Source organism: Nocardia sp. NPDC004573 (genome assembly GCF_053602135.1).
Genome location: NZ_JBSGDA010000004.1, coordinates 109,393 through 121,410 on the forward strand (window position 1 = coordinate 109,393; position 12,018 = coordinate 121,410).

Below are 12,018 nucleotides of genomic sequence, written 5' to 3' on the forward strand. Positions count from 1 at the left end.
GCCTGAGCTGTGATTTCACCTTCTGACCTGCGCCGATTGGTGGCGCTTTTGCCAGTTTCCGTCACTTGTGCCGTCTCCCGGATGTTTGCTGACGGAAGCGATCCGCGGTGATCGCGCCGGTCATCCCGCCGCAGTCGCGGTTGCAGGAACTCGCTTCAGGACCACAGGTCACGAACCACTCGGTCCGTCCCCGAAACGGGCACATCCAGTACGGGCTGTGCACCGTCGGCTCCGGCGGACGAATCGTCGACCGCACCGTCTTCACCGCCCTCGACTGGCAGCCCGGGATCCGACTCGAGTTGACCTGTCTCGATGCCGGTGCTTTGCTGGCCTGCCCCGCACCCGACGCAAACGTCGTGTTCGCCGAGGGCGGCTACTTTCGCATCCCCTACAGGCTGCGCCGTCGGATCGGGCTCGACATCGGTGACCGCGCCCTGTTGATCGCGCACCACACCAACCATCAGCTGCTGATCCACCCACCGGCCGTGCTCGACGAACTGTGCTCGCCGAGTCTCGCGTTGGTGAGCGAGGCCCACTGATGACGACCTCCAGCCACTCGCCGGTAACGGCCGACACCCTCGCCGCAGCACGGTTGCTGCTGACCCAGATGGGGATCTCTCCCGCCGATCTCGTCCACCCCGGCGCCACGGTGCCGACCTTCGCCGAGGTCATTCCGAAGGTGCGGGCACGGCTGTCGCCGGGCACGCTGCGCACCTACGACACTCATTTCACCCATCTGCTCACCCACTGGGCCGAGCGGCGTCTGGACGAACCGGAGAAGGCCGAGTTCGAGGACATGGCCCGCCGCCTCCAGGCCGAGGCCCGCACCAACCGGGCCTCGCGCGGCGGCACCGGCGCCGCCGAGAACTTCGTCAGCGCCCTGCGGTGTGTCTACCGCTTCGCCGAGGACTCAGGCTGGATCCGGCCCGTCGACAACCCCGCCCGCCGGATCGCGCGCCCGACACGCCGCCCGTCACACCGCTACGCGATCGGGTCGGATCAGCTGGCCGAGATCTGGACCGCCGCCGCGACCACCGGCGACGACCCCGACCTCGACGCGCTGGTCCTGCGCCTGCACATCGAAACCGCCTGCCGCCGTAGCGGTTCCCTCGCCCTGCGTCCGCACGATCTCGACCCCGACCAGTGCCTGATCTTCCTACGGGAGAAGGACGGCAGCGACCGGTGGCAACCGGTGTCACCGACCCTGATGCTCGGCTTACTGGAACACGCGGCCGAGCGCGGGAGCCCACGCTCGGAACAGTTGCTGCGCTACCGCAACGGCAAACCCATCACTTCCCGCCGCTACGACCACATCTGGGCTCGCGTCGGGGAGGAACTGCCGTGGGTCGCCGCCCAGGGCGTCAGCATGCACTGGCTGCGCCACACCACCCTCACCTGGGTGGAACGCACCTTCAGCTACGCCGTCGCCCGCGCATACGCCGGACACCGCGGCAAGAACGCCGGAGTCACCGCCACCTACGTCAAAGCCCACCTGCACGAGATCGCCGCAGCACTCGCTGTACTCACCGGCGAATCCCATCCACTCGCCCCCGCCTACCGCCACGACCGGACGGACCGTCCGCACGCCGCCCAGCCCGCCACCGGAGGAACCCGCTCATGACCGACCTCGCTCTCACCTCGTCCACGGACACCGCGCGGACGTCGGATCCCGAGGCGGTCACACCGAAATCCCGTGCGCACGGCTTCTTCTGGACCGTGCTCGCCGCCGCAGCCACCGTCAGCATCACCGGCAACGCCACCCAAGCCCTGCTGCACGACACGGCCCTGCCGGTCGTGGCCGCCGCGGTCGCGGTGATCCCGCCCTTGGCGCTGCTGGCCGCAGTCCACGGGGTAACGGTCCTCGCGCGTGCGCACACCGCGACCCGCGCCACCAGGTGGGTCGCGACCGCGATGACCGTCCTCATCGCCACCGGCGCGTTCTGGCTGTCATTCACCGCGCTCCGGTCCCTGGCGATCACCGCTGGAGTACCCCAGAGCGAAGCGTGGTTGTGGCCGCTGATCATCGAAGGATCCATGGCCCAATCCACCGTCGCGCTCCTCGCACTCGCACACTCCGTTCATGGGGAACAGCGTGCACACGCCACCGATCCAGCGCAGCCGATCGCTGAGCCGTTGGCCGACGGTCTGGCGAACACGCAGACACCGCCTGCGGTCACCGAGTCTGGGCAAACCCTTCCGCTCACGCTGCGATCCGCGGACCACAGGTTTTCTCAGCTCGCACTGCGACTGTGCGCACGGGATCCAGCTCGGCGTCGCGACCCCGAACTCGTCGCCAAAGCGCTGGCTCACCATCACCTCGACGGCTGGAATACCACCCGCATCGCAACCGAACTGAACAAAAGCCGCTCCACCATCAGCCGAATACTCAGCGACGCGGTGAATCCCCCCGGCATGTCCGGAGACCTACTGGTGTGACAGCCCGGCGGTTTGCTGAGCTAGGTTCTGAGCGTAGTAGGCGGCCTCCATCTCGGCGGGTGGCATATCCCCGCAATGCTGGTAGAGGCGTCGATGGTTGAACCAATCCACCCATTCGGCAGTGGCCAGTTCGACGTGGTCGACCGTGCGCCACGGCGCCCGCGTCTTGATCAGCTCGGTTTTATAGAGGCCGTTGATCGTTTCGGCGAGGGCGTTATCGAAGCTCGATCCAACCGCGCCTACGCTGGGTTGGATCCCGGCCTCGGCGAGGCGTTCGGTGAACGCGATCGACGTATACTGAGATCCTCGATCATTATGATGCACAACATCTTTCACGTCCCATCCCTCGCGCTCACGAGTCCAGATCGCATGCTCTATCGCGTCGAGCACCAACGCCGCAGTCATCGACGTCGACGTGCGCCAGCCGATAATGCGACGCGCGTAGGCGTCCACGACGAACGCCACATATACCCACCCCGACCACGTCGACACATAGGTAATGTCGGCAACCCATAATCGGTTCGGCGCCACCGGAGCGAACTTGCGCTGCACCAGATCCGCTGGCCTCGGTGCGGCTGGGTCCGGGATCGTGGTGCGTTTGACCCTGCCGCGCACCGCACCTCGCAGCCCGAGCCGACGCATCAACCGCTCCACCGTGCAGCGCGCAACCCGGATGCCCTCCCGGTTCAGTTGCAGCCACACCTTTCTCGCGCCGTACACGCCGTAGTTCTCGCGATGCACACGCTGGATCTGCACCGCCACTTCCTCCTCACGCAGCTCCTGCTTCGTGGCGGTGCGGTTCCGGTGTTCGTAATACGTTGATGAGGCGACCTTCACCCCGAGCTCGGTGAGCCCGGCGCAGATAGACTCGACGCCCCACCGCAGGCCGCCGCTCTCGCGGCGGCCCTGGTGTTCGGTGATGAACCCGACTATCAGCGCTGTGGCCGGTCTATCTCGGCCGCGAAGAAAGCTGACGCCGCTTTCAGAATTGCGTTGGCGCGCTTGAGTTCTGCGTTCTCACGCCGCAACCGCTTCAATTCCTCGGACTCCTCGGTCGTCACACCAGCCCGCGCACCGGTGTCGACCTCACTTTGACGCACCCACGTCCGGACGGTCTCCGGATGCCCTACACCCAGCAACTCGGCGACCGCCCGCATCGCCGCCCACTCCGACCCGTGCTGATCACGAATCTCCACAAACATCCGCACGGCCCGCTCGCGCAGCTCGGCCGGGTACTTCCTCCTCGATGACACGACTCCATCCTCTCCAAGAGATGAAGTCTCCGGACATGCCGGGGCGATTCACGGCAACTCTCCGAGCACACGACGCCGCCACGGCTGCCGCGGATCCCACAATCAGGTGGGGACGGACCGGGTAGACAAAGTTGAATATCGAGCCGCTCGACCGGTACAGATGCCAGTTGCGTGGAGGACCTCTGCATCAATCGCTTGGTCGATCAGCACTCCGCGCGCATCCGTCGCAGAGAGGGTGGGCGAGTTCGCGCACGCCGCTGTCGATGACGCCTTGGGTGGTAGGCGACTCACCCGAGACGTGCACCGCTGGGGAGACAGACTCGCGCGGATGATTCTGGAAGCCACCGCAGCCGCCGAGCAGGATGCTGCCGCGAAAGTGGAGAAGGCGATGCGTCCACTTACCCGAGATGAACACGTCACGGCGGGGATCACAGCGATCCGCGAAACGTTCGAACAGGTCGACCCCAAGCCGGACGATCGGAGAGTGCTGACAGAGGAAGAGATCCAGGCCGCAGACGATGCCTACTTCGAGCGAATGAATCGGCAGGGCTGGGGTATGGGTCGGTAAGGATGCGGCAAATGAGAAGTAAGCGCAGCCCGCCAGCGCACAGGCAGCCAGCTGTCTCCACCGATGAGTGACGTTCGCTGCACCTCGGCTTTCGCATATCTACCACTGCACCTCCACGACCTGACACGCCATTGCACCACCAGTCGCCTCGAAGGGGCACGATGCGGGCTCAACCAGTGGCGTTGACCCCGCCACCGCCCCGGCACGCCGTGGCCGCGTCCGTGGCGTCGATCTATGCACGAGCGGAGTCATGGCCGTCGCGGCGGGGCAGCAAGCGGCTCATGATGATCGAGTCCCAGAGTTCACCGTTGCGGCGTCGGTAGTGTGCTCGCAGCGTGCCTTCGACCTCGAATCCCGCGCGATGGTACAAGCCGATCGCGGGGAGGTTGTGCGGCCAGACCTGCAAGGTGACCTTGTGCGCGTTGTTGTTTTCGCACCAGTCAATCAGCCGCTCCAGTAATGCGGTCCCGATACCTTCACCCCTGTGGCTGGAGGCGACCATCATGGTGATCGACGCAACATCGGGCGTCATGAAAGCCGCGGTGGCCGTGGCCACGATCCCGGCCGATGAATGCTCGGCAACGAGCAGCCCTGCGGTGGTGGAGACAAGGTTGCGCAGACGGGCTGCGACGTCGTCTTCATCTATCGGGGGTTCCGGTCCGATCCATTTGCCTTCGGCGGCGACATCGACGTGCAAGTGGACGCAGGCGGGGATGTCCTCGACGCGGCCGTGGCGGACCGTCACGTCGGTGTTGTGGCGTTGTCGGTTCGGTTTCGTCGGTGCAAGCAGTTGGCGGATCACGTGTTGGTCGACCAAGGCGGCCTCGAGGCTGCGTGCGACAATCTCGTCCCCGACGGGCGACAGGTGCAGGCCGTCTGCCATCCACGGACTTGCGCGGCTGACCAGTTATCGGAGCGCTCATGCAGCAGTGCGGCCGTTGTGACGAACTTGCCCCAGCAGTCTACGAACACAGCTCCGGCGTCTCGCGCCACGTCACGGGCAGCGAGGTTGTAAGCGCACAGGTCGCGGTTGATTGCCGCTGCCCGCGGGCCGATATGCGCGGCGACCGGTGGCGAGGCCAGACAGACAACAGTCCGGGAGCGGGCGGTGAGCTGGCCCAGCGCGGCTCGATAGTTGCGCGTGAACTCCTGCAGGCCGACACTGTCGGCGAGGCGGGCCTGGTGACCTCGCAGTACGTCGTTGGTACCGCACTCGAACACGGCGATGTCCTGGTCGACATCGGCGGTCTCGATGGCTTCCAGCAGGTCGCGTGAAGTGGCGCCGCCGCGGCCGTGATTGTGGAAGACCATGGCGACATCGGGAAGCCGTGCGGTCAAGCTGGTGCTCAGCCGCTCGATGAACCCGCCGTTTCGCCATCGGTCGACCGTTACCGCCGTGCCCGGCGCCGGAAGATCGGTGACGTCGACCAAGCGGTGTGACTCACCCACGAGGTGCTCGGTGTGGCTGGTTCCCCAGCACCGCACCACCAGCGTTCGAGACGATTCGACGGGGCCATCCTGATCGTCCACCGTGGCAGCGGGCCACTCATCGGCCTGAAATCGGTCGGGGCCAGCCCCGGCTGCTGGTGTGGTTGGCGCGGTGATGTCGGCGAAGATCATCTCGACGATGTCGGCGCAGGTTTGGGTAGCGTCCAGGCGGCCTTCGTCGACGAAGTACAGCGGATCCCAGCCGCTGTACCAGTCCCGCATCTCGTCGCGACCGAACGACGACGACTTGGCGCGGGTCGCGTGCCGCCGCAACGTCTCTTCGAACGGCAAGTCGAAAGCGTAGAACCGCGACACGGCTGCATGGGATCTCAATCGGTCCAGCATGTCGCCGTAACGGCGCGGCGAGAAGATCCCCTCCAGCACGACAACCAGCCCACGAGCCAGGCACAACGAGGCGATCTCGCCGATCAACTCGATATTGAGTCCGTCGGGAACATCGCTCTCGCGCAGGAACTCTCGGCGCACGACATCCTGCGAAATCACCACACACCGCGCTCGGTCGAACCGCCGCTGCAATGTCCTGGCCACAGTCGTCTTGCCGGCGCCGGAGCTGCCGCGAAGGACCACCAACCGGCCCGCAGGCTCGGCCGACAGCGACGAACGAATCCGCGCCGCGAGGTCAGCCATTTCGGTCTCGGTGTAGTCGAGGATGCCGTGGACAGGATAGAGCGCGTGCAGCTGCTGACGGCCGTAGGGCGTGTTGGCCGGAAGCGGAGCGACGTGCCAGTGAACATGGGCATTGCCTTGCATAGAGCCGAGCGACATCAAGTAGGTCCGCTCGGGACTGGTCACCGCGGCAACCGCGCGTGCCACTTTGTGCACGGCCGATTGCAGTCGAAGGTACTGTTGCGGGGTAAGGTCGGCAACCACATCTTCGACGTGGCGGCGCGGCACCACGAGAACGTAGCCGAACAAGGTCGGGTACTTGTTCAAAAACGCGACGTGCTCACCATCGTCATAGACCATGTGATGCTCGTGGCCAGGCCTGCCTTCCAGAAAGGCGCACACGAAGCAGCCCTCCGAACGCACCCGCTGTTCGTAGGCGGCCAGGTCCATCGCCACGCGACGGCCGCCGACCTCGGTCACTGCGACCGGCTCCGCTACTGCGGGTTTGACCGAAATCAGATGCGAGAAGCGGGCCGTCTCGACGTAGGGGTGCCGGTCGGCCAGCAGGTTCTCCAGCTGCAGGAGCTTCGCGAAGAACTCCGAGTCGTGCTTGATCCCGTCGTCGCTGATCAAGTCGCACACAGCGCGAACCCCGTACCGGACCGGACGCCGCAGACCGGCCGCGACCATCTCCGCGGCCAGGTCGGCCGCGGACACGGCGTCGATCTCGGCGTGATAGGTGACCGATGCCCGGCTGGTGGTGTTCAGCAGGCGCATCGCTTCCTCGAGCGCTCCGCGCCGCACCGCAGCAGTCAGCGGATCGCTGAACGGGTTCGGTGCCAGCACCGACAGCAGCCCGCCGCGGCGCAGCACCGACACCATTGTCTCGAGGACGGAACCTCGATCCGAAACATATTGCATCACGTTGTGGCACAACACCACGTCAATCGACCCACGCGCCGCGACCGTGAGCATGTCGGATATGTCCGCCACCCGGGTGTCGATCAGGTCTCCGAAGCCCTGTGCCTCGGCCAAGCCCACAGCCTCAGCCAGCGATGCCGACGAGGTATCCACGATGGTCACGTGATGGCCAAGCGCCGCCAAGCGCACAGCGTCGAGTCCATTACCTCCGCCCACGTCGAGCACTGTCAGCGGCCGAGCCGGCAGATGGCGGACAAGGTTGGCGTACACCTGCTCGTACCGGAGCCGACCCCACGGGGTGGTCTGGTAGCTGCGGAACGCGTCCAGGTGTCGATCGAATGCCGAGGCCATAGCACCCCTTCCTACGCGAAATCCGCGCCCGTCGAGGCAAGAACGGGTGACCGGTCATCGCCGACCGCCCTGCACCGACTTAACGGGTCGGTATCGGGATGTGCGCGAATTCCCAGCGGACACCGTCGGGGTCGCCGACGAGCCCTGCCACGCACACGATCATCACACCTGCCTCAAATAATGACTGGCGGACACCGGCGCCCGAATCCCACGATGGTGCCATGGCCGACAACGCAGGCACCGCGACGCGAATCGAATGGCACGAGCTGCCGCAGCCGGTACGCGCCGGAATCGAGCGCCGCCTCGGCTCCCGGGTACGGTCGGCGGTCACGCAGCCGGGTGGGTTCAGCCACGGCACGGCCGCGCGGCTCCTGTTGGCCGACAGCCGCAGGGTTTTCGTGAAGGTGATCAATCGTGACGACGCTCTGTGCGGGATGTACCAGACCGAGGCACGCACCGCAGCGCGGTTACCCCGCACAGTGCCGACACCGTCTGTCCAGTTCACGATCGACATCGCCGGGTGGTTCGCCGTGGTATTCGACGACGTCGACGGCCGCCATCCCCGCCTGGATCAGCCGGGCGACCTGGACGCGGTGCTCGCCACTGTCGAACGGTTGGCGAACGCGCTGACGCCCAGTCCCCTCCTCGAGGTGCCCACTATTGCCGACAGCTACGGGCCGAAGCTGAATGGCTGGCGGCAGTTCGCCGAGCACGGGCCACCTGCCGACCTCGACAGCTGGTCGCTGCGCAATCTCGACCGGCTCGCCGCGCTGGAATCGACCTGGCTCGAACACGCTGACGGTGCAACCCTGCTGCACACCGACCTGCGGCCGGATAACATGCTCCTGGGCCCCAACGGCACCGTCGCGGTGATCGACTGGGCCTGGCCGTGCCGCGGCGCCGCCTGGATCGAACTCGTCTCGCTGGCACCATCGATAGCCACCAGCGGAATCGACCCCGACCCGATCCTCACCACGCACCCGGCCACCCGCACAACCGATCCGGTCGCTGTCGATGCCTTCCTCGCTGCGCTGGCCGGCTACTGGGCGCGCAACAGCCGCATGCCCGCACCGCCACGGTCACCGAAACTCCGCCACCACCAGACACGTTCGGCGCGCGTATCGCGAGAATGGCTGCGCCGACGACTCTCATGGCCGTAACCGCACGCACGGCCGCACAACTCTCCCACGCCGTAGCGGGTGTGCGGGGCCGCGTTGTGGCCAGTTACAGCCGGGGCGGTGGTGGTGCCGGAAGATCTTCACGCACTCGATACACCACGCCAGCATCAGTGACCCGTTCCTGCCACGGCCCCACCACCCGCAAGTTCGGTAGGAACCAGCAGTGTTGTTCCTGCCGCAACGGCACCGCACCCGCGAGACACTCGGCGATGGTGCCGCCGTCGTCGTGTTCGTGGCCGGTCATCAACCGCTCCGCGAAGGCCGCCAGCTCCCATGCCGTGCGGATCGGCCCCACCACGACACCAGGACTATCACCGAAGCAGTATTCGGGAAATTCCAGCGGTCCGGCGATACGCCATCGGATCTGCGGCAGCGGATCGGTTTTCAATCTGTCGAAACCCACGAACCATGCCGCATCGTCGAGTTCACGTGCCTCGACACCGGCCGGTTTCGCGTCCTCGAGATGATCGGACAACGTCGGCGCGTCACATTCGTCCTCGTCCCAGGTACCGAGAATCCTCGACTCTTTCGGACGTGGAGTCGCATAGAATCGCGTCAGGCAATGCTCGTCATCGCACAACATGCACATCGGTCCTCACCCCCGGTCCGGACGATCGCCGTGGCTACGTCCCGCGCTGGCAAGTGCCACCGCCAGCTCGTCAGCCGACTGCATCAGTACCGACACTGCCGGATTGACCAGACCCATCAGTGCCGCAACCTCTTCGGTGGGTGTTGTAATGTCATCGCCTATCTGCCGCGGCTCGGCCATATCGATGCTCATGGGCTCGACTCCTCGCTTCCGTTTTTGGTATTTGTCTGCAGTCCCGTTCAATGCAGCGTTCCCGCCTTCGTTCCTCCCGCCCGCCCAGCGTCGATCCTGCCGACGGCGGTTCCCGGCCCAAGACGATCAGGGGCGCTCACTCGCACCAACCGTGCCAGAACCCAGTGCGCGCACGTCCCTGGCTGTGTGGGCACCGCTAGACCGGGAAGTGGCCTATCGGCGGATCTTTCGGTCAGCTGAGCGAATGTGCCATCCACCCCGCCAGCGTGTGGCGCAGCTCGGCGATGCTGTCGCGGCTGGTGTCCCATCGCACGGCGGTGCCGCCGTTGAGTCCGAATGCGTCACAGTTGGTGGTTCTGTCATCGATGAGCGCGGCCTCGGCGGTCGAAAGGCCGTGAGCATCGAGCCACCCGCCGAAGAACCGTTTCGGGTCGTCCTTTTTGCAGACGCCGACGTCGCTGGAGCAAATGAGGCCGTCGAACAGCCCGACGGCCTCGGCCAGCGTCGCCGCCGCATCGGACCAAGGGGCGGCCGCGCGGTGGGCGCGCCGGAAGGTGTCGGCGAAGCAGTCGATGTTGTCGGTGGCGACCACGATAAATGCTTGTGCGCGCAGCTCGGCCAGCAGCGCCGTGAGTTCGGTGTTGACCGACATGACTGCGCAGTCCTCGATCAGCCTGTCAAGCAGGAAGTCCTTACCGAGCCCGGCAGTGGGAGTAAGGTTCATCGCGGCGATCACCTGCTGGCTCGACCGGACGCCACGCATCCATTCCTCACCTCGGATGCTGTTGTCGGTCAGCACCTCACCGATGTATTCCATCAGCTGGTCGCGGAGCGGATGATGCGGGTCGGCGCAGATGGACTGCCAGTAGAAGTCGCGGGAAAGCACACCCCACCAGTCGACAAATACCACGCGGCGTCGCGGCGGCATCCGATCCGCCGTGCTCATTTCTCGAAGCCCATGTAGATGTCCTTGCCGGTACGCCACTGGCCCTTCTTCAGGAATTGCGGGTAGATGTGTTCCTCGGCCTGCACTTCGGCCGGGGTGAAGAACCGCATGTGTTCCACCGGGCCGTCGAGGTCGGCCCAGTCTTGGTCCAGTTCACCGGATTTCAGGCGAGCGCGGAAGTAGCACTCCACTTTGTGGCGGTGGTGTTTGGCCTCCCAGTACTCGAAGACGTGCACCAGTTCCCCAGCGGCGACATGGAGTCCGGTTTCCTCGTGGACTTCGCGGCGGATGCAGTCGTGCAGCGATTCGCCGGGTTGCAGGCGACCGCCGGGGGTGTACCAGATCCGGCCGTCGTTGGAGACCAGCAGCAGATCCTCGCCCTTGGTGACCAGGGCGCGTGCGGTGACCTGGATCTGGAACTGTTCGGTGGCGTCGCTATCCATGATGTCCTTTCTTGGTGGGGTGATCGTCGGCGAGCCATCGCCGGATGCTCGACCGCAGTGCGGTGCGTGTGGTCTCGGTCATACCAGCCGTCGACGCTCCTTCGGCGGCGAGGTCTGCCAGCTGATGATCGGTGAGCCCGAAGGCTTGGCCGACTTGCTTGTACTCGCTGGTGAGGGTGGTCGAGAGCAGCATGGGGTCGTCGGCGTTGAGTGTGACGGGCACGCCATGGCGCAGCATCCTTGGCAGCGGGTGGCTGGCCAGCTCGCTGATGATGCCGAGGCGCACGTTGGATGTCGGGCACACGTCACAGACGATGCGCCGCTCGGCGAGTTCGTCGAGGAGGCCCGGATCGGCGACCGCGCGGACGCCGTGCGCGATCCGATGCGGTCGCATGGCGGCGACGGCGGCGCGGATCGACTGTGGTCCTTGGGTTTCCCCGAGGTGTGGCACGACGAGCAGGCCGTGTGCGCGGACGATCGCGGCGGCCCGGGAGTACCGCTCGAATCCGTCGGTGGGCTCCAGCCCAGCCAGGCCGAGCCCAGCCACATTGCGGGTGGCGTGCTCCACGGCGAAGCGGGCGGCTTGTTCGATCCAGTCGGGCGGGCGTGCCCAATTCACCCCGAGCAGGTAGCGCACTTCGACGTCGTGGCGTCGCGCGGCCTGCTGGAAGGCGTCGTCAATGAACGCGAAGGTGTCGGGGACGGACCAGCCGAATCGGTCGGCGTAGAGCCACGGCCCGACCATCGGTTCGCTGTAGCGCACGCCTTCGGCCGCTTCGTCGGCGACGAACTCGTAGATAACCCGCACTAGGTCGTCGGGTGTGGCGATCACATCGGTGACTTGCCGGAAGCAGTCCACGAACCGTGGAAGGTCGCTGAAAGCCGCGACGGCAGGCGGCGGGCGGTGGTGCCGATTCGCGAACTCGGCGATGGTGGCGGCGCGGGCGGCGCCTTCCAGGTGCACGTGCAGGTGCGCCTTCGGCAGCATAGCCAGATGCGTCGAGCGCTTCACGGTGCCGGTCATCG

At 66.0% G+C, this 12,018-nt stretch carries 13 protein-coding genes; 5 read left to right on the top strand and 8 right to left on the bottom strand.

Annotated elements, in window-relative coordinates:
• Positions 1-107 precede the first annotated feature (107 nt).
• Genes ACWEKR_RS08105 through ACWEKR_RS08115 form a run of 3 tightly spaced genes read left to right on the top strand, consistent with a single transcriptional unit; the run spans position 108 to position 2,436 of the window.
• The gene (locus ACWEKR_RS08105) at positions 108-539 is read left to right on the top strand and encodes a hypothetical protein (RefSeq protein ID WP_452353868.1); all 432 of its coding nucleotides are present in this window, start codon (positions 108-110) and stop codon (positions 537-539) included.
• Positions 539-1,621 (top strand): tyrosine-type recombinase/integrase, encoded by a 1,083-nt coding sequence (locus ACWEKR_RS08110; protein WP_356968325.1) that lies wholly within the window; start codon positions 539-541, stop codon positions 1,619-1,621. The genes ACWEKR_RS08105 and ACWEKR_RS08110 overlap by 1 nt, the downstream gene beginning before the upstream one ends.
• A complete protein-coding gene (locus ACWEKR_RS08115) occupies positions 1,618-2,436 on the top strand; it encodes a DUF2637 domain-containing protein (RefSeq protein WP_452353869.1) in 819 nt (272 codons plus the stop codon). The genes ACWEKR_RS08110 and ACWEKR_RS08115 overlap by 4 nt, the downstream gene beginning before the upstream one ends.
• On the opposite strand, the gene ACWEKR_RS08120 is transcribed toward ACWEKR_RS08115, so the two are convergent.
• A protein-coding gene (locus ACWEKR_RS08120) for an IS3 family transposase (protein WP_452353870.1) occupies positions 2,425-3,689 on the bottom strand; the annotation gives its coding sequence in 2 pieces (ribosomal slippage) (positions 2,425-3,407 and positions 3,407-3,689; 1,266 coding nt in all). The genes ACWEKR_RS08115 and ACWEKR_RS08120 overlap by 12 nt on opposite strands.
• A gap of 328 nt (positions 3,690-4,017) precedes the next feature.
• Between ACWEKR_RS08120 and ACWEKR_RS08125 the strand changes: the two genes are divergently transcribed.
• Positions 4,018-4,257 (top strand): hypothetical protein, encoded by a 240-nt coding sequence (locus ACWEKR_RS08125; RefSeq protein WP_356968329.1) that lies wholly within the window; start codon positions 4,018-4,020, stop codon positions 4,255-4,257.
• A 232-nt stretch (positions 4,258-4,489) separates the two neighbouring features.
• On the opposite strand, the gene ACWEKR_RS08130 is transcribed toward ACWEKR_RS08125, so the two are convergent.
• Both ACWEKR_RS08130 and ACWEKR_RS08135 read right to left on the bottom strand, forming a co-directional pair.
• On the bottom strand, positions 4,490-5,140 hold the full coding sequence (locus tag ACWEKR_RS08130; RefSeq protein WP_452353871.1) for an N-acetyltransferase family protein: 651 nt from the start codon (positions 5,138-5,140) through the stop codon (positions 4,490-4,492).
• The gene (locus ACWEKR_RS08135) at positions 5,056-7,644 is read right to left on the bottom strand and encodes a GDSL-type esterase/lipase family protein (protein ID WP_452353872.1); all 2,589 of its coding nucleotides are present in this window, start codon (positions 7,642-7,644) and stop codon (positions 5,056-5,058) included. The genes ACWEKR_RS08130 and ACWEKR_RS08135 overlap by 85 nt, the downstream gene beginning before the upstream one ends.
• Before the next feature lie 221 nt (positions 7,645-7,865).
• Between ACWEKR_RS08135 and ACWEKR_RS08140 the strand changes: the two genes are divergently transcribed.
• Positions 7,866-8,804 (top strand): phosphotransferase, encoded by a 939-nt coding sequence (locus ACWEKR_RS08140; protein WP_452353873.1) that lies wholly within the window; start codon positions 7,866-7,868, stop codon positions 8,802-8,804.
• Between the two features lie 64 nt (positions 8,805-8,868).
• Here the strand turns inward: ACWEKR_RS08140 and ACWEKR_RS08145 are convergent, their stop codons facing one another.
• The 5 genes from ACWEKR_RS08145 to add all read right to left on the bottom strand — a co-directional run bounded on the left by ACWEKR_RS08145 (position 8,869) and on the right by add (position 12,016).
• On the bottom strand, positions 8,869-9,297 hold the full coding sequence (locus tag ACWEKR_RS08145) for a hypothetical protein (RefSeq protein WP_452353874.1): 429 nt from the start codon (positions 9,295-9,297) through the stop codon (positions 8,869-8,871).
• Positions 9,298-9,417: 120 nt separating this feature from the next.
• Positions 9,418-9,603, bottom strand: coding sequence for a hypothetical protein (locus ACWEKR_RS08150; RefSeq protein ID WP_452353875.1), 186 nt, complete (start codon positions 9,601-9,603; stop codon positions 9,418-9,420).
• A 232-nt stretch (positions 9,604-9,835) separates the two neighbouring features.
• On the bottom strand, positions 9,836-10,531 hold the full coding sequence (locus tag ACWEKR_RS08155; RefSeq protein ID WP_452353876.1) for a hypothetical protein: 696 nt from the start codon (positions 10,529-10,531) through the stop codon (positions 9,836-9,838).
• 14 nt (positions 10,532-10,545) lie between these two features.
• Positions 10,546-10,992: an NUDIX domain-containing protein gene (locus tag ACWEKR_RS08160; RefSeq protein WP_452353877.1), complete on the bottom strand. Its 447-nt coding sequence runs from the start codon at positions 10,990-10,992 to the stop codon at positions 10,546-10,548.
• On the bottom strand, positions 10,985-12,016 hold the full coding sequence (gene add, locus ACWEKR_RS08165; protein WP_452353878.1) for an adenosine deaminase: 1,032 nt from the start codon (positions 12,014-12,016) through the stop codon (positions 10,985-10,987). Before add ends, ACWEKR_RS08160 begins: the two co-directional genes overlap by 8 nt.
• Positions 12,017-12,018: the final 2 nt, after the last annotated feature.